Here is an 18,545-nt window from a genome sequence, read left to right on the forward strand (position 1 = left end):
AGGCATTCACCTCTGATCGAGAAAGGAGACTCCTCCATGAAAGAAACCAAAGTCACGTATGCGTCCATCGATGAATATATTTCGACGTTTGCTCCCGAGGTTCAGGAGATTTTGCAAACGCTCAGGGAAGTAATAAAGGAGATGGCGCCGGATGCGAAGGAAAAGATCAGCTACCAGATGCCTACCTTTGCGCTCCATGGAAATTTGGTGCATTTTGCTGCTTTCAAAAATCATATCGGTTTTTATCCATCCCCAGGTGGCATAGAGGAATTCAAAGAGGAAGTGAAGGAATATCACAAGTCGAAAGGGACATTGCAGTTTCCGATCGATCAGCCCTTACCTTATGATCTGATTAGAAAAATCGTCCAATACCGTGTAGCGAGCAACTTGAAAAAAGCAGAGAGTAAATCAAAAAGTCGGCGGAGTTGACGCTTAGAGACAGCGGTACATATAATTTCTTTATGACGATTCCAATTGTAACCACCAAACTGTATATGCCTCCGCCACGGTTGAAGACCGTTACCCGTCATCGACTAATCGAGCAGTTAAACGAGGGCCTAAATCGTAAGCTGACGGTCATTTCAGCACCAGCAGGCTCCGGGAAAACAACACTTGTCAGTGATTGGCTCGCTAGCGGTGATCGACCCTTCGCCTGGATTTCCTTGGATGAAGGGGATAACGACCCTGCGCGTTTTTTTACATACCTCTTTACAGCGCTGCAAAATATTGGCCCGAATATTGGATCGGGCATATATCCTTTGCTCCATTCTCCTCAACCTCTACCAAACGAATGGATAATCTCGACTCTGCTTCATGAAATAATCGCAATACCCAACCCTTTTGTTCTTGTCTTCGATGATTACCACGTTTTGAAAACGGGGCCGCTTGATGATGCTATCTCATTCCTGCTTGAACGCATGCCACCGCAGATGCATCTGGTAATTGTGACCCGTGAGGAACCACGACAGCCTATTGCCCGCCTACGAGTACGGAACCAATTGAATGAAGTCCGCGCATCCGATTTGCGCTTCACCTATTCGGAAGCAGCTGAATTTCTGGAGAAGGTGATGGAGGTAGAGTTGTCACCGGAAAACATCGCCCTGCTCGAAGCCCGCACAGAAGGCTGGATTGCCGGTCTACAGTTAGCTGCTCTTTCCATGAAAGAACAAATAGATGTCGCAGCCTTCCTTCCATCTTTTTCTGGGAGTCATCCTTTTATTCTCGACTATCTGGTTGAAGAAGTGCTAACCCAGCAATCGGCAAGCACTCAAGCATTCTTGCTGCATACATCCATCCTCGATCGATTATCCGGTCCTCTTTGTGACGCCGTTTTTAGTCAAAATGATATGTGCTCAGGTTCAGGCCAGGAAACGTTAGAATTCCTCGAACGCGCCAATTTGTTTATCGTCCCGTTGGACAGCGAACGGCGTTGGTACCGCTATCACCACCTTTTTGCTGATTTGCTGAGGCAGAGGCTCCGGCAGCGTTTTTCATCGACAATAGGAGAGTGCGAACGAATTCTCGCAGACTTACACACCCGTGCAAGCATTTGGTATGAAGACAATGGATTTGAAATGGAAGCTTTTCACCATGCCGTAGCAGCCAATGATACATCGCGAGCAGCACGACTGGTGGAGGGAGAGAGGATGCCGCTGCTCTTTCGTGGAGGGGTAGTCCCTGTACTGAACTGGCTGGAGTTGTTACCACGCGAGGAGCTGGATGTAAGGCCAGCGCTGTGGGTGATGTACGCCTCGGCTTTGCTGATGACTGGTCAAATAACTGGTGTTGAGCCGAAATTGCTAGCCGCTGAAAAAGCAATGCAAGGTATGGGCCAAGATTCAGGTGCTAGAGATACTCTTGGGCATATCGCTGCTATACGTGCCACATTGGCTGTGAGCATGCATCAAGTAGAGGAAATCATGGCTGAGGCTAAGCGAGCCTTAGCGTACCTGCACCCCGACAACTTGCCTGTCCGCACAGCCACTACATGGTCGCTGGGGTATGCTTATTACCTCCAAGGGAATCGTACCGCAGCCACCAAGGCTTACCAGGAGGCATTATCGATCAGTAAGAAGATTGGCCATGTTGTGATCACCATGATGGCTACGCTTGGACTAGCGAAGCTACAGGAGGCAGATAATCAGCTCCATATGGCGGCTGAGACTTATCAGCATGTACAAAAATTGGCGGGTTCTCCACCATTACCAGCTGCTTGTGAAGCGCATCTGGGTTTGGCCCGGATTTTTTATGAATGGAACGACCTGCATACAGCGGAGCAACATGGTCAACAGTCCATTCAATTAGCACGTCAGCTGGAACAGACGGACAGAGTCGTAGCAGCGCAGGTGTTTCTCGCAAGACTGAAGCTAGCACAGGGAGACGTTAGCGGAGCGGCTACCATGCTTGCAAATGCTGAGTATGTGGCTCGCAAGCAAGGCTTTGTCATGCAGATGCCTCCTATTGCCGAAGTACAAGTCCGTATTTTGCTTCAGCAGGACAACCTGACAGCGGCAGCTCGATTGGCACTGAGGCACGACCTTCCCATACTCCAAGCCCGTGTTCTTCTGGCACAGGGAGAAACGTCCGCAGCACTTGCGGTGCTCGAGCCATTACTCGTGCACGCGGAGGCAAAACAGTTAGAGGATGAACGACTCAAGATCATGCTTTTGTTAGCCGTTGTTCAGCATGCGCATGGTGATCTAGCAAAAGCTGCGCAAATGGTGAAAGATGCTTTGGTACTAGCGGAGCCGGGTGGATTCATTCGCACTTTTGTCGACGAAGCTATCCCGATGAAAAGGTTATTGTGTGATGCGGCAGTTCATGGAAGGATGCCACGCTATATAGAAAAGCTGCTTGCGGAATTCAAGCCCCACTATGTTAATTCCCTGATTGAGCCGCTTAGTGAGCGAGAGCTTGAAATTTTGCAGCTCATCGAAAAAGGATTATCGAATCGTGACATTGCTCAACAGCTGTTCCTCGCACTCAGCACGGTGAAAGGGCATAACCGGAATATCTTTGACAAGCTGCAGGTACAGCGGCGTACGGAAGCAGTCGCACGGGCTCGCCAGTTGGGCTTGTTGTAAATTCCAAAACAATACTTAAGTATCTGTATACCAAACCATGCTCCCGCTATACTCATGGCAAAGTGGATGGGGGAGATGCCAATGAGAGCCGTGATATGTACAAAATACGGATCGCCAGATGTTTTGGAGCTAAGAGAAGTAGAAAAGCCTATGCCTAAGAAGAATGAAATCCTGATAAAAGTTCATGCAACAACGGTTACTTCTGGAGACTGTCGAATACGCGCCTTCAAAAGTCCGTTTTTGCTCTGGATTCCCATCCGCCTCGTGCTCGGCCTCACCAAACCGAGAAATCCGATTCTTGGTGTGATGCTATCTGGAGAAGTCGAAGCGATCGGCAAACAGGTAAAACGATTTAAAATAGGCGACCAAGTCTATGCATTAACCGGGATGCGATGCGGTGCGCACGCGGAGTACATCTGTCTGCAAGAAAACGCAATCGTGGGCTTAAAGCCGACAAAAGTAACACATGAAGAAGCCGCTGCGATTCCTTTTGGGGGAACGACTGCCTTGCATTTTTTTCGAAAAGGAAAGCTGCAAAAGGGACAGAAAGTGCTGATCTACGGAGCTTCTGGGTCAGTAGGGACCTCAGCGGTACAGCTTGCCAAGTATTTTGGGGCTGAGGTGACAGCGGTATGTAGCTCCGCCAATTTCGATTTGGTGAAATCGTTGGGGGCCGATACCGTCATCGATTACACGAAAGAGGATTTTACGAAAAAAGAAGAGCGGTATGACGTTATATTTGATGCGGTTGGGAAAGCAACGAAGTCCCATTGTGTAAAAGCATTGGTGCCCAACGGGATATTCCTGACAGTGGATGGGCTAGGGATTGCGAAGGTGCGGACGGAGGATTTGGTTTTCCTTAAAGAGTTGATGGAGGCAGGACAGATAAAAGCGGTTATTGATAGACGCTATTCGCTGGAACAAGTACCGGAGGCTCACAGATATGTGGAGACAGGGCGGAAGAAGGGGAATGTAGTGATCCAGGTTGGAACATGATGAAATGGTGTCAAAATGACATACAAAAGGGGCAGCTCTTTGCCGAAAAATCGGCGAGTGAGACTGCCCCATTTAACTGCTACTCATTCCGCCAAGCCAGCGCCAACGTCCCCATCCCAGCATGCGCCCCAATCGTAGAACTGATCGGCCCAACCAACACCTCGACATCGGCGTACTTGCTCTGAATTTTCTCTTTCAGTTCCAGCGCTTTGTCCAAGACGTTGCCATGCAAAATCTGCACGTGCTTCACGGAGTAATTCTGTTTGGCGTTCTCCAACTGCTCCAGCATGCGCTTGACCGCTTTACCTTCTGTCCGAACCTTTTCATATACTTCAAACAGTCCGTCTTTTATTTGGAAAATCGGCTTGATCTGAAGCAGATTACCGATGAAATATTGCAAACCGGTCATTCGGCCGCCCTTGTAAAACTGGTCGAGACTGCCGACCAGGATATAGTTCTCGAAAGATTTGTATTCTTCGCGCAAGGAAGCAGCAATCTCTTGGTAGCCTTTTCCTGCCTTGGCTTGTTCGATTCCGTTTAAGATAATCGAGGTAATCGGGTACGACATCAGCTTGGAATCTACCGACTCGACAGGGAAGTCTACCATCTTGGCTGCTGTTGCGCTTGTATTGTAGGTCCCACTCAGATCAGAGGAGAGGTGGACAGCAATCGCGCATTCATACTCTTCCTTTAATCGTTCGTAGAGAGACACAAATTTTCCTAAGCAAGGCTGCGACGTTTTGGGAGCATGATTGGCCTGCATAATTTTTTGATAAAGCTGTTCAGGAGCTAAATCAATGCCGTCTTCATAAGTGCCATCTTCAAAGATAATCTCCAGTGGAACGACGTAGATGTCATGCTCTTCCATGACGTGTTCAGGTATGAGCGCGGTACTGTCTGTAACCCAGGCAATTTTTTTCTTCAAGGAAACATGTCCTCCCCCAATTTAGTAGAAACCTTGCTATCTCTTTACTCTCGAAAGTTTTGTGTCATGGTTGTCCGAACCTGACGATGTATAAGTAAACTCGCATATATGTATCATAATACGGAAACTGTCGTTTTTTGTCGTAAATAGAAGAAGTTTTCTTGAACAAATGAAAAATCCCATGTTTCTTCGAGAGGAAGAGACATGGGATTTAGGATTTGTATCGTCTACTCAACTAACGGCTTGATTTTGGGAAACACCTTCAATGCTGTCTTGTAAAACACATCCTCGTGATATTCCGCTGGGATCAGGTCCTGTACAAACTGGATATACGACTTCACTGGTGCCAACGGCCAGTCTGTTCCGAACAAAAACTTGTCGTAATGATCACAGTAGGTGATCGCGTGGCGCAGATGGGAGAAGAAGAGAGGAGATTCCGCGAGTCGCTTGCAATTGGCTGCGTCACCGACCATTAAGCCGGAGAGATCTGCAAACATATTGCGGTTTTTATAAACAACTTCTGCCCCATCGAGTACCCACGGATCGCCAAAATGGGCCATCATGAAGTTGACGTCTCGATGTTTCACTGCCACTTCGTCCAGTGTGAGAGGGTGGGAGTATTTTAATAGTCCACGCTCTGAGTACGTATCGCCGGTGTGAAAGACGACAGGCACCTGGTATTTGGCAGCGAGTGCATAGACGGGATCGTAGACGCTATCATAGGCGTAGAAGGGATAGTAGCCCAAATAGATTTTTAACCCGACCACATTGGGCTTTTGCAAATCAGCTTCCAAGCGTGCCACTGCTGCTTCATCCAGCTTGAACGGATTGATTCCCAGGCAATAGACGAACTGTGGAGGCACCTCGTCTGTCAGGTCTAGTCCCATGGGAGTGATAGCTTCCACATCGGGAAAGCCGTCTGGCTGAGTCTCTGTCAAGCCCATGCCAATCCCAAGGACCACGCCATTTTCGGCATATTCCTGCAAGAGACCAGCGACAGAGTAATCGACAAACGATTTTTCAGCTGCCGTCCGCTTGAATTCCTCGATATGGGATAAATGCATGTGCGCATCAATGATTTTCATTGTGAAGCCCTCCCTTATTTGGAAAAGCGAATCGCCCGTAAGTCAGATAAGGCATTGGATGGAAGCATGTTGTCGGCAAACAGGAAAAAGACAGGCGGAGTAAAGGTCGTGCTGTTGTTTGGCAGATTCAGTTCGCGTATGACAGAAGCTACGGCCACTTCTTTGTTTGCGTATACTTGGAGGTCCGCGGTTTCGAGGTCAGTTACGATATGCATCTGATCCTTGCTGTTAGCTCGCCCCAGAACATAATCGGAGTCTTCAAGGACATCCAATTCACCTTGTGCCAGCGTGTAGTTGAGCTCCTCGCCGTTTGTACCGACGGTTTTCAGCCATACTGCCTCGTCCTCGGTTCCTGTCTGCAAAAAGATGTCAGTGGCCAATTCTTTGCCAGCAAAGTACGTTCCGGTATTCTGCTCAATTTCTACGGTATGACAGAGGACAGGTACTCCTGGCAGCAGCAAGTAATACTGGTGGCAAGTCAACCCGCGATACTTCTCCTGCTTTTTCACATGGTAGCTCACCTTGATTCCCTGCCACGCATTTTGCTTGTTGTCGATTAGCTCGACAAAGGAAGCCGTACGCTCTTCTTTAACCAATGAAAACGCGCTTAACTCCTCCATATAGTTGCCGATTCCACCTGTCCATGGATTCCACCAAGATTTCGGCTTCCGTTCAGGGAAGGCGCTGTCCAGCCACTCCTGCCCATTGCTTGTGAGCGAGTAGAGTGTGGAGGCAAAATCTGGAGCGGCTTTGATCCGCAATCGTCCATTGTCGGCGATATAGACCTGCTGTCCCTCTTCCACTGTTTGCTCCTGGATGACCTTGCCTTGACCGATTGGGAAAATTGCGCTTTGCAAATGAGACACATGCGTAGCAAAACGTCCCTCTACTTGCACGAGGTCATATGGTTTTTCCGGCGTCTTGAAGGAGAAGCCAGATTCCGTCTCTTCCTCATCTTCTGTAAAGCTCTGTGTTTGTCCGGAAGCTGACTCACTCATAAGAGATGCCATCAGTTCTCCTTCCAAGTACTGCTGCTTGTACTCTTTCACCTGTACATCCAGGTCCGTGCTTGAGACAAACGGATTCTGCCCATTGGCACTCAACTCCAGGTGAGAGGTCAAGATCAGGTCTGCTGGCATAGGTTCCTTACGGGCAAAGGCGCGGAACTCTTTCCAGTCGTTATAGCCACCATGCGAGAAGTGGATCGGGCCGAACGATTTTTTTTCATGTGGGGCAAGCATGCCGAGATTGGTTTCCAGTGTGACGTACCAGCCTTGAATGTCAAAACGGTATTCAGGAGGCCAGCACATTCCCCATGGGGCCGTTTCATCTTGTGTAAACAGCCAGTTTTCACTGACTAACTCAGCATCCCAATAATCCATATCGCTACCATAGGAGGATGCTGTTTCAACATAACGGCCTTGGTACGGCACAATGGGGCGAAGAAAACTGTGATGAAAGCCTTGGTTAAGCCAAAGCTCAGCAGCCAGCTTGTCAGCCGAGTGGTTTTCTATCTCCAATCCGTGTTCTACAGTGCCATCTCCGAACAGGAGCGTTTTGCTAACCAACGCTATTTGCGGGTAGGCACTGGAGTGATACGTCGCAAGGATTCCGATCGCTCCCTTTTCAGCGATAAATGCAACTTTCTCGGCACGTTTCTTCGAGAACTCGCTGGAAAACGGTTTGCCGAGCTTGGGATAGTAGAGAGTAGTTGGGTCTCCGCCTGTCCCGCCGACAACGGTCATCTCATTATCTTCTTTGTTCAAGTAGAGCGAATGGCGGCCATGGTGAACTTGCCAAGCTTGTTCCGTTTCTCCCGACACCATCGCGCCAAGCCCCGTAAAGGCAGCTCCGATTTTTTTAGCAAAAGAAATCGTTCTGCCATCTGCGAGCTTTGTCTCCACCTGTACGTTGGCTTCGTAAAAGCCGTGTTCATACAGGTCAGCGTTAAGCGGAAGCGAAATGCGCTCTTTGCCGGACAGTTTCAGTATGTGAAGGTGCTCTTGTAAGCTGAAAAATGAGCAAGCGGGCAGGTTGAATGAAAATTCCGCTTCTTCCGCAAAGTTGTTTTCCACGTCCAAATAAAACAGTTTTGTCTGTCCCGGATAGGAGATGCCAGGTACATGCAAGGAAAGGGTAGCAGGAAACTTGGGAAGGATTCCTACCTCAAACAGCGCTGCCTTGCCGTTGATCAGCAGGTGGGTGCAGACACGCGGATGCGTGCGCCAGATGCTTTGCTCTTCTGTGATTGGATCGACAAAAAAGGTTGCAGACAGCGTGGTTTCCCCTGTCACAGCCAGCTCGTGCTGATAATCAAAGCGGATCGTGTCGCTCGGTTGCCCGTTTAACGAAATCTGTAACGGCTTACCTGATTTGTTGATGATCCGGTAGTGAATCTGATACTCCCGTCCAAAGACCAGCTCCAGCTTTTCCACTTCGGCGGACACGAGATAATCTTCCGTCTCGATGAGGCGCATGCCTCGACCACGCCGCTCAAACTCCACGCGCAAGCGCTGTTCTCCTTTTGCCCAGGAGTATGTGAAGTAATCGAAACCGTTTTCCTTGCGTCCATCTGGCTCTACGACGATCTCCCGCGTGGAGTCCTGATACCAGTCAAGCTCTTCGAAATAATAGGCGATTGCTTCGGTTCGGAGCACAGAAGGAATCATGTTCATCAGATGGGTGGCGTCGTCCCGGTCTTCCCAGAAAAAGCCGAACTTTTTATACAACGGAACAGCCTTCGTGTTTCCTGCCCACGTATACAGATCAAGTCTCGGCCAGCCGAGCTCAATCGTTTTTTCCAGTGCGCATGAGAGTAGCATCCGGCCAACTTTTTTTCCGTGATAGTCGGGACGTACATTGAGCAACGGGATGTAGAGGGCGCCGGTATCTTCCCGATATTCGGCCAGGCTGCAATAACCAACGACCGTTTCACCTTCCATTGCGAGATAGACAGTGATAGCGTCAGAGGCTGCCTCTTCTTGTCTGATTTGTTCGGCTGTCGTAATCGAATTTCCGCCTCCCCAGCTATCTCGACTGGCATTCCACATATCTGCGACCGCTGCGGCTAGCTCAGGGCGGTAGGTGACAATTGAGATTGATGCTTCCATGCTTGTTCACACCTCGATTACATTGTTAAATGATGGATCTTATAAGAGTTGTACGTATGATCGACAAAATTGTTGCTAGTTTTCGGAAAAAGAATCTGAATATGGGATAATAAGAGTAAGCAGGAAGGAGATAGCTATGAAACGGAAACTTATTATTGGTGATATCCATGGATATTTTCATGTACTTAAGCAGCTACTGGAAAAAGTAAATTATAGGCCTATACAGGACCAAGTTATTTTTATTGGAGATTATATAAGTCGAGGACCTGAATCCCTAAAAGTTGTTTCAGAGATAAAAAGAATGGTGGAGGAAGAAGATGCAATTGCGTTAATGGGGAATCATGAATATTCTTTGATTGAATTTTTAGACTCTCGGAACCCTTCCTTTGATTTATTTTTTCTACATCAAATGGGTGGTATGAACGCAATAGATAGTTTTCTTCAAGGTGTGGATGATACAGTTTTTAACGACATAGAGCTTGTTAAAAGAACAATCAAAGTAGAGCACAAAGAAGAAATTCATTTTATAAATCATTTGCCTTATTACTTTGAAGATGAAGGGCATATTTTTGTACACGCAGGAGTTTCTTCAAGGAATTGGCAAGAAACAACACCTTCTGATTTTGTCTGGATAGGTGAGGATTTTATCGAAAGTCCAACAGGCATTGATAAAGTTGTGGTATTTGGACACACCCCAACTTCGAGAATAAAATCGAATCCAGAACCCAATCAAATTTGGTATTCAACAGAAGGTGATAAAATAGGAATAGATGGCGGGTGTGGCTATTCTGGCGGACAACTAAATGCGTTGGAAATCAATACGGAGGGATACAGGAACCACTTTGTCAAATGTTAAAATACACAGCCCCTACCCTCGTTAAAAGGTGGGGGCTGTTTGACGCTTGCCAACGAAACGACCATTTCCTTACTTTACAATTCCTTTCAAGTGGGGCAGGAGGCATTGGTTTGCTTCAAGTTGGACAAGGTGCAATTGCCGGCGGTAGTAGCTTTTAGGGAAAAATTGGTATACTTGCAGAGAAACCATACAAGGTTTATGATGCGATGTTATATGTGGAGGAATGACTATGAATTACATCATCTTTGATCTGGAAGCTACGTGCTGGGAAAACGACAGGACGAAACAAAATGAAATCATAGAAATTGGAGCGGTAAAGCTGAATGAGAACCTTGCCGTGATGGATGAGTTTCAAACTTTTATCAAGCCAAAGCTAAACCCTATTCTCTCAGACTTTTGCAAAAAATTAACATCCATTTCTCAAAAAGAGGTGGATCAAGCACCGAGCTTTGGTGAAGCAATCAGCCACTTTCAAAACTGGATAGGCAGTGAGTATCACCTTTGTTCATGGGGTTTCTACGATAAAAAGCAATTGAAAATGGATTGTGAATTACACAATGTGCCGTCAAGCTGGATTCGTCACCATATCAGCATCAAGCACCAACACGGTAAAATGATTGGAGCCGAGCGAGGTGTCGGGATGGGGAAGGCATTGCAGATGTTGAATATCCCTCTCGAAGGTACGCATCATCGTGGAATGGATGATGCCAGAAACATCGCCAAAATATTCGTCGAAATATTTGATCGGTTGAAGTTCTCCTGATCGTCTATCATACGCAAGTTACGATAAATGTAAAATTAAGGTAACGGTAAGGCGTGATTTAGAAGCCATTAAGCTTAGCTCGTTACAATCAGGTTTGAGGTGATTGTCATGGAGCTAAAGCAGAACCGCGTTCGCATCATCGATGGCTTGCGGGGATTTAGTTTAGTAGGGATTTTGATGGCGAATATGCTGATTTTCCAGTATGGGATTTGGGGAAGCCAAGAAATGGATTTGTACGCCCTCCCCGATTATGAAATGACTGCTTATCAGCTTGTGAAAATATTTGTGGAAGGCAGCTTTATGCCGATTTTTGCCTTCATGTTTGGTTTTGGCATGATCAAGATGCAGCAAAGCCTGGCTGCCAAAGGCTTGAGACAAAAACGCTACCTTACCCGCAGGTTTTTGATGCTGATCGGACTTGGTCTCCTTCATTCGTACTTCCTGTGGGAAGGGGATATCTTGGGGTTTTATGGCATGATGGGCTTCTTTTTGTTACTGTTCATTAACCGGAAACCGAAAACTCTGCTCATTTGGGGGATTGTCTTACTCTGCCTCGTTAGTTTAATGGGGCTTGCTCCAGATGATCCGAATGATCCTGCGAGTATTACCGATTCAGCCCGTATGGAAGCCTATGTGGTCAAAACCATGACCGTCTACGGCACGGGAACATACGAGGAGATCGTGCATCACAGAAGCAACGAAGATCCGCTTGATTTGCCAGAATACATGATGGTTGTTTTCCTGTTGATCGCGCCGCTTATGAGCGCACCGATGTTTCTTTTTGGGATGTATGCTGCGAAGCGCAGGTGGTTCGAAAAGCCAGAGCAAGAGCGAACCTCGTATCTCCGAAACATGCTGATCTTCTTGCCAGCGGGACTTCTGTTAAAAGCGCTACATGTGTATCTGCCGGGAGCTTGGTGGAGTGGCGTCGGTGATATAACGGGGGAAAGCATCCTTGCCATCGGTTACATTTTCGCCTTTGTTTGGTTCTTTTCCAGAGGCACGGAATCAACTTGGCTGCCAAGATTTGAAGCTGTGGGGAAACTCTCTTTAACCAATTACCTATTGCAAACCGTCATTTGTACGACGATCTTCTATGGATATGGACTCGGATGGTTCGGAAAGATCGGGATATTGGCTGGTTGTGGATTAGCGATCGTGATTTATGTGGCACAGCTTTTCTTAAGCTCACTGTATCTAAAACGATTCCGTTATGGTCCAGTGGAACGACTATTGCGTATGTGGACGAATTTTTCGTTTTCCGGCAAGACAAAGCAACGCCCGGAAAAACCTATTTCTGCATAGCATCAAAAATAAAAACCAAGCAGCTGCTCTATTGGCTACTTGGTTTTTTGTTTGTTTTTTGGCCTCTAAAAATATGAATCCTCTTATCGGTCTCCATCATACAATGTAAATGGTTGGAAAAAAGATGACCAGATAGGTCATCGGAAAGAACGGAGGATGGGAATTGGGACGTTTTCACAGAGCCGTAACGAGTCTGGTTTTCTTTAGCCTCTTTTGCTTGATCTTCCAAGCATCCATATTCGTGCCTGTAAGCCAAGCAGCAAGTGCAGAGGAAACACCTGCCGCGGTAGAAGCCACTGTAGATCTTCGTCACTTACAAGGAAAAGTCAATGAAATTAACGCCGAGAACTTAATCCAGGAAAAATATACGCCAGGCAGTTGGAGCAAGCTTGTGTATGCGTTGGATGCTGCAAAAGCGGTACTGACGAAGCCAAACGTCACCCAAGCAGAAATCGATGGTGCCTTGTCCGTGTTAGTCATAGCAAGAGACGGGCTAAAGAAGCAGGAAGGTACAGTTGACAAGAGTAAACTGCAAACGAAAGTAGAGGAAATTGCAGTAGAAAAGCTGCAAGAAAAAGATTACACGAGGACCAGCTGGAAAGAGCTACAGAATCGACTAGAGAATGCTTACCTTGTGCTGGATGATCCGCAAGCGAGCCAGATTGTCGTAGATGTTGCCCTTGAGAAACTGATCAAAGCAAGACAAGATTTAAAGAAGCAGGATGACGCGGTCTATAAAAGAGAATTGAGAGCCAAAGTCGAAGAGATCGAGGATAAAGACTTGGATAAAGACGACTACACCAGATCAAGCTGGCGTGATTTGGAAGATGCACTCAATCATGCATGGGATGTCATCGACGATCCACATGCCACGCAGTCGGAGGTAGACGATGCTCTGTACGATTTGAAGAAAGCATGGAGAGATCTAGAGGATGACAAACATCGGGACAGAGACCGGGATCGGGACAAAGGCCGTAAAAAAGGTTCCTATACCACGCCGACAAACAGCTTTTTTACTGGAGGCAGCTCCACAGATAAGAAAGAGGAACGCCCGTCAACCAATAAGAAAAGTAAGAGCCAACGTGGCTATATCAACGGCTATCCAAACGGAACGTTTCAACCGGATCGCACGGTGACACGTGCGGAGGTGGCGGCCATTTTACTGAATGCCGGAATGGTGAGCCAGTCTTCTGTGAATACGGGAAGGTTCTTCGATGTAGCCGACAACTACTGGGCAGTAAATCCGATTCATCAAGCAAGTGCGGCGGGTATGATGAGCGGCTACACCGATGGCACATTCCGCCCATCGGCCAACATTACCCGGGCGGAAATAGCCGCGGTCATCTATAAATACAAGGCCTTGCAAGGTGGAGGAGGGGGCACTGCCTTCTTTGATGTGAGGGGAGATCACTGGTCATCTCCAATCATTGCAGCGGTTGTTGCGAAAGGCTACATGACAGGTTACCCCGATGGCACCTTCCAGCCAGAGAAAGCGCTGACTCGTGCCGAAGCCGTAACGATTCTCAATCGCGTGCTGAATCGCGTCCCAGAGAACCAAGCTGGTCCGCAAAGATGGCCGGATGTCGCACCTGGTCATTGGGCGTATAAAGAAATTGAAGAAGCATCTATTCAGTAACGATTTCGAAAAAGGACTCACCCTTCTGTAAAATAGAGGGTGAGTTTTTTTGTGGTGATGAACATGATCCTGACGATCAGAGTGGCTGCTTTTTATGTATAGTGAAAAAGGCCCTGTTTTCTATTCTTTTCTATCATTCGGTTATCTCTTCCAGAAGATTGTGGTATAATCTACCACTAAGATGGAATGGCATAAAATCATTCAGCTTAGAATCGAGAGGAGAAAGTTTCATGAAATTAAACAAACGCTGGAGCAAACTGACTCGCTGGGCAGGTACAGGTGCACTCAGTTTGGCGCTTTTGCTAGGGTATGTGCTTCCGGTTCACGGGCAAGCTCCCGTAATCAGCCCTTGGTCGGTGAACACGTTGAACGAAGGGGAGAAATACGGAATTTTTCCACTGGCGTGGTATGAAGACGGTTCATTTCAACAATCGATTCCTGCTGACAAATTTATTTCGTTGATGGAAGGAACGGCGAAAAAGCTGGATCTTCTGGGACTGAAGAAAAAGAACGCTTCCTTATCCTTTCCGACTGATAAGGTCATTACGAGAGAAGCAGTCATTACTTCTCTGTACAAACTCCTGGCGAACTACGAATTGCCAGCCACATTCGAAATGACCGGGGATAACCCGATTGACTATATGAAGAAAAAAGGCTTGGTCAAAGGAACAACCGCAGGTCTGGAGCTGAACCAGCCAAGCACGCTTGAACAAGCGACGGTGATGGCGAGCCGACTGGTCGAGTTCGCATTCGATACGGTGGGCGGCGGTGCCGAAGGTCTCATGTGGAAAGTGACTAATGGCAAAAATACTATGTACTTACTCGGTTCGATCCACATGGGGATCGCAGATATGTACCCGATGCAAAAAGACATCCGGGAAGCGTATGAAGAATCGGATGAACTGTGGGTCGAAGCCGATATTATCAACGGTGACAATGACTATTTAACACAAAAGATGGTATACACGGATGGCACCACACTGAAGGATCACGTATCCGCTGAGACGTACCAAAAGGTGCAAAAATTGCTTGCAAAGCTGCAACTGCCAGCCAATTCTTTTGATGCCTACAAGCCATTTGCTATTGCGTTGTCTGTGCCAACGCTTGGCTACGCAGACGGTGAAGCGGATCTTCAGTTCGCGATGCTGACTGGCATCGACAGGTACTTCCTGACGAAGGCGATGCTGGATGAGAAGCCGATCAAGGAGCTGGAAGGCATTAAGCTGCAAGCGGACTTGCTGTCAGGTGTACCGGCAGAGCAGCAGGAGAAAGAATTGAACATTATTTTAGATAGTGCGATGACCGAAAAAGGGCTGGAGGAAGGCACAAAGCTCTTAAAAGATATGCAGACGGAATGGGTAGAAGGCGATCTCAATGGCTTTACCCAGATCATGACGACGAATGGCGATTTCGGTGAAGGCGAAGTGAACCAGCGCCTGCTCGGTGAGCGAGACAAAAACATGGCTATTAAACTGGCAGAAGTGTTGGAGAAAAAAGGGGAAACGACTTCTTTTGTCGTGGTCGGTGCTGCCCACTTCTCCATGAAAGGCATGGTTATTGATCATTTGAAAGCCAAAGGCTATCAGGTGCAACAATTGCAATAAGAGCTGGAATAGGAAGTGTCGGCGCGCAGGCTGGCACTTCTTTTTATTGCTCGAAAAACCAGGTTTCAGAGTGAACATTTCCCCAAAAGAGCAATTCAGAAGAAATCTCTGCGCTTAGAATGTGCTACGATCTGCTTAGGAAAAAAATGAAAGGTGGGACCCCCATGCGGAGTCAAATTTCGAAAACACGTCTGTGGATTGCACGGATTATGAGCGGACTTGTCATTCTTTTTATGCTTTTTGACGGTGTATTTAAACTCATCCAGCCTGCTCCTGTAGTAGAGGGAACCCTCGTACTCGGCTATGCGCAGCATCACATTGGTGTGATTGGAATTCTCGCCCTTGTATCAACGGTGTTGTATGCGATCCCCCGGACAGCAGTTTTGGGTGCGCTTCTGTTGACTGGATTTTTCGGTGGGGTCATTGCGACCCAGATCCGTGTCGACGCGCCTCTTTTTACGCATACACTGTTTGCTGTCTACCTCGCGATTTTAATGTGGGGCGGATTGTGGCTGCGGGATGAGCGGGTGCGAAAGCTGCTTTTCGCTGCCAAAGAATAAAAATGACAGCTACGAACAACCGTTGAAACTGCCAATCGTTGACAGATGAAAAAGCATGTGGTAGGATGGGCACAACTTATCAAGAACGGAGGGTTACGTGTGGCAAATTAATTTTTCGATACTTTATTCGCACAACACAATCGATGATATAGCGTAAAAAGGCTATGTTGTGTGCATACGAATCGAAAAATGGATTGCCGCTACGGTAACCCAATTGAATCATGGGCAAATGGGAGTGAGGAAGGCAAGCGTGATGCCCCCCCTCTATTTGCATGATCTGCAAAGAGAATGGAACCCATCTTGTACATCAGATGCGGGTATTTGATGTTCATGGTTTCCGTTTCTCTTTCCTTTTTCGATGACGTAAGCACAGGCAGCCTAGCCTGTGTTTTTTTATTTCAGTTCGTTGAGGGGGAAAACTTACAATGGCAGAACAGATCCTAAAAGTAAACGGTGTGGAAATATGCGCGGAAAGCTTTGGGAAGCCCACAGATCCGGCGATTTTGCTGATTATGGGAGCCCAGATGTCCATGCTTTGGTGGGAGGAAGAATTTTGTCAGCGAATAGCTGACGCTGGACGATATGTTATTCGTTTTGATAATCGGGATGTCGGGCGCTCAACGACGTACGAGGTTGGCCAACCAGGTTATACGTTTGAAGATATGGCGGATGACGCTGTTCACGTCCTGGATGCATTCGGTGTACAGCAGGCACACTTCGTTGGTATGTCGATGGGCGGAATGTTGACACAAATGATTGCATTGCGACATCCCGAAAGAGTTCGCACGATCACATTGCACGCAACGTCGAATTTTGCTCCTGGCCTACCACCAATCGATGAGAAGCTGATGGAGTTTTTCAGCAAGATGGGGGAGATCAATTGGCAGGATGAGAAGGAGGCGTTAGAGGCGGCGGTTGCGAGTTGGAAAGTGCTCAGTGGTTCCAAACATCCTTTTGACGAGAAGCGCGTTCGTGAATTGGCCAAAATCGATATCGCCAGAAGCAACCACTATGCGAGTAGAAACAACCACGCCTTCGTGACGGCCAGTGAACCGTATTTGTTGCGGACAGCGGAAATCGCTGTACCAGCTCTCGTGATTCACGGTACAGAAGACTTGCTCATTCCTTTCGCGCATGCATTACATCTTGCGGACACCATTCCGGGAGCAGTCTTGCTCACGTTGGAAGGGACAGGGCATGAGCTTCCATATGGGGATTGGGATGTCGTCATCGAAGCGATCTTGAAGCATACGCAAGAAAAGGAAGCGTAATGAGACTTCCTCTTCTTTGCAGAGCGCAAGGTTACAAATCGAAGAGGGTAACAAGAAAAAACGGAGCGGAAAACAGGAATGACCCCTGCTTTCTCTCCGTTTTTTTGTAGCGGAATAGCGTATTTCCTTATGTGGAAGGAAACAGCACGATATTTATGGAATCGTTTTCGATTATGCTCTCGGGCTAACGAGAATTTTTACCTGGTTTTTCTCTTTCAGCAGCGCTTCAAAACCATTCTCCATGATGTCGTCGAGCTTGATGCGCTGGGTAACCAGCTTGTCTGCCGGGAAGAAGCCCTTTTCCATTAGGCTGATGACGGCAGGGAATACGTCGCGGTAGCCAATGATGCCTGTCATGTTGCGCTCTTTCATCACGATGTGATTTGGCTTGATTGAAGCTTCTCTTTCGAAGATGCTGACGATCATGATTTGTCCAGCGATTTTGGTAGATTCGATGGCTTGCGTGAGGACAGGAGGCACGCCTGTGACTTCAAAGGCGATATCTGCACCGCCGTTTGTCCGGTTGTGAATTTCCTGGACTACGTCGTATTCTTTTGGATCGATGACGATAGCTCCCAGCTCAGCGGCCTTGTTTTTACGTTCGGGGGACAGCTCCACTGCATAAATCTCAGCTGCACCAGCTGCTTTCAGTGCTTCGATGACAAGCAAGCCGATAGGACCGGCGCCGAAAACGACAGCTTTGTCACCAGCTTTCAACTGACTTGAACGAACGGCATAAAGGGCTACGGCAGATGGCTCCACAAGAGCACCTTGCTCATAGGAGAGACTGTCTGGGATTTTGTGGACCATATGCTCATCGCAAGCCACGTATTCCGAGAATCCGCCACCACCGCCTGCAAGACCGAGGAAGCCCATTTTTTCACAAAGATTGTATTTGCCTTGTCTGCACGCGGCGCATGTTCCGCAAGCGAAAACTGGCTCGACGACGACGCGATCGCCAACCTTGATAGTAGTTACGCCTTCGCCGATTTCCACTACTTGTCCGGAAAATTCATGCCCCATTACGATCGGGGCTTTTTCGCCTGTAAGTGGATGTTCAGCTCCCTGTGGGATGAAGATCGGGCCAGCCACGTACTCGTGCAAGTCGCTTCCGCAAATCCCGCACCACTCGACTCTGATTTTCACTTTACCTTTGGTCGCAACCGGTTCCGAAATGGTTTCCAAACGGAGGTCCTTCAAACCGTGCCAACGTAATGCTTTCATATCTGCCATCTCCTCGTTCGATTTGGGTTCTATATGAAATTCAGCAAGTAAAATAGGAAACGTTTCCGAAAAATAATATGTCATAAGTTCAGCGTCTTGTCAATTTGATTTCCTAGGCAAGAGTCTG

14 protein-coding genes are annotated in these 18,545 nt (G+C 47.6%); 10 read left to right on the top strand and 4 right to left on the bottom strand.

Annotation, left to right across the window (positions count from 1 at the left end):
* Positions 1 to 36 precede the first annotated feature (36 nt).
* The 3 genes from ODZ53_RS11665 (at position 37) to ODZ53_RS11675 (ending at position 4,079) form a co-directional block, all read left to right on the top strand.
* Positions 37 to 429, top strand: coding sequence for an iron chaperone (locus tag ODZ53_RS11665; RefSeq protein WP_372677131.1), 393 nt, complete (start codon positions 37 to 39; stop codon positions 427 to 429).
* A gap of 32 nt (positions 430 to 461) precedes the next feature.
* Positions 462 to 3,083, top strand: coding sequence for a winged helix-turn-helix domain-containing protein (locus tag ODZ53_RS11670; protein ID WP_372677413.1), 2,622 nt, complete (start codon positions 462 to 464; stop codon positions 3,081 to 3,083).
* Positions 3,084 to 3,164: 81 nt separating this feature from the next.
* Positions 3,165 to 4,079, top strand: a complete 915-nt coding sequence (locus ODZ53_RS11675; protein WP_372677133.1) for an NAD(P)-dependent alcohol dehydrogenase — start codon at positions 3,165 to 3,167, stop codon at positions 4,077 to 4,079.
* Between the two features lie 79 nt (positions 4,080 to 4,158).
* On the opposite strand, the gene ODZ53_RS11680 is transcribed toward ODZ53_RS11675, so the two are convergent.
* The 3 genes from ODZ53_RS11680 to ODZ53_RS11690 all read right to left on the bottom strand — a co-directional run bounded on the left by ODZ53_RS11680 (position 4,159) and on the right by ODZ53_RS11690 (position 9,199).
* Positions 4,159 to 5,004, bottom strand: coding sequence for a DegV family protein (locus ODZ53_RS11680; protein ID WP_372677135.1), 846 nt, complete (start codon positions 5,002 to 5,004; stop codon positions 4,159 to 4,161).
* A 227-nt stretch (positions 5,005 to 5,231) separates the two neighbouring features.
* Positions 5,232 to 6,089, bottom strand: a complete 858-nt coding sequence (locus tag ODZ53_RS11685; protein WP_372677137.1) for an amidohydrolase family protein — start codon at positions 6,087 to 6,089, stop codon at positions 5,232 to 5,234.
* Positions 6,090 to 6,103: 14 nt separating this feature from the next.
* Entirely contained in the window at positions 6,104 to 9,199 is a 3,096-nt protein-coding gene (locus tag ODZ53_RS11690) for a GNAT family N-acetyltransferase (RefSeq protein WP_372677139.1), read from the bottom strand.
* A gap of 136 nt (positions 9,200 to 9,335) precedes the next feature.
* On the opposite strand from ODZ53_RS11690, the gene ODZ53_RS11695 reads away from it, so the two are divergent.
* The 7 genes from ODZ53_RS11695 to mleBRB all read left to right on the top strand — a co-directional run bounded on the left by ODZ53_RS11695 (position 9,336) and on the right by mleBRB (position 17,194).
* Positions 9,336 to 10,055, top strand: coding sequence for a metallophosphoesterase family protein (locus tag ODZ53_RS11695; RefSeq protein ID WP_372677141.1), 720 nt, complete (start codon positions 9,336 to 9,338; stop codon positions 10,053 to 10,055).
* 229 nt (positions 10,056 to 10,284) lie between these two features.
* Positions 10,285 to 10,818 carry a 3'-5' exonuclease gene (locus ODZ53_RS11700; protein WP_142495396.1) on the top strand — a complete coding sequence of 178 codons (534 nt, stop codon included), beginning with the start codon at positions 10,285 to 10,287 and terminating at the stop codon, positions 10,816 to 10,818.
* 108 nt (positions 10,819 to 10,926) lie between these two features.
* Entirely contained in the window at positions 10,927 to 12,123 is a 1,197-nt protein-coding gene (locus ODZ53_RS11705) for a DUF418 domain-containing protein (protein ID WP_372677144.1), read from the top strand.
* 163 nt (positions 12,124 to 12,286) lie between these two features.
* Positions 12,287 to 13,759, top strand: a complete 1,473-nt coding sequence (locus tag ODZ53_RS11710; RefSeq protein ID WP_372677146.1) for an S-layer homology domain-containing protein — start codon at positions 12,287 to 12,289, stop codon at positions 13,757 to 13,759.
* Between the two features lie 230 nt (positions 13,760 to 13,989).
* Positions 13,990 to 15,363 (top strand): TraB/GumN family protein, encoded by a 1,374-nt coding sequence (locus ODZ53_RS11715; protein ID WP_372677148.1) that lies wholly within the window; start codon positions 13,990 to 13,992, stop codon positions 15,361 to 15,363.
* Between the two features lie 164 nt (positions 15,364 to 15,527).
* On the top strand, positions 15,528 to 15,923 hold the full coding sequence (locus tag ODZ53_RS11720; RefSeq protein WP_372677150.1) for a DoxX family protein: 396 nt from the start codon (positions 15,528 to 15,530) through the stop codon (positions 15,921 to 15,923).
* 425 nt (positions 15,924 to 16,348) lie between these two features.
* Complete coding sequence (mleBRB, locus tag ODZ53_RS11725; RefSeq protein WP_372677152.1) at positions 16,349 to 17,194, top strand: BRB family alpha/beta fold macrolide esterase; 846 nt, start codon at positions 16,349 to 16,351, stop codon at positions 17,192 to 17,194.
* 171 nt (positions 17,195 to 17,365) lie between these two features.
* Here mleBRB and ODZ53_RS11730 read toward each other — a convergent pair whose 3' ends face one another.
* On the bottom strand, positions 17,366 to 18,418 hold the full coding sequence (locus ODZ53_RS11730) for a 2,3-butanediol dehydrogenase (RefSeq protein WP_372677154.1): 1,053 nt from the start codon (positions 18,416 to 18,418) through the stop codon (positions 17,366 to 17,368).
* Between the last annotated feature and the right edge of the window lie 127 nt (positions 18,419 to 18,545).

This window comes from Brevibacillus sp. BD137 (assembly GCF_041644655.1).
Classification (GTDB): Bacteria; Bacillota; Bacilli; order Brevibacillales; family Brevibacillaceae; genus Brevibacillus; species Brevibacillus brevis_D.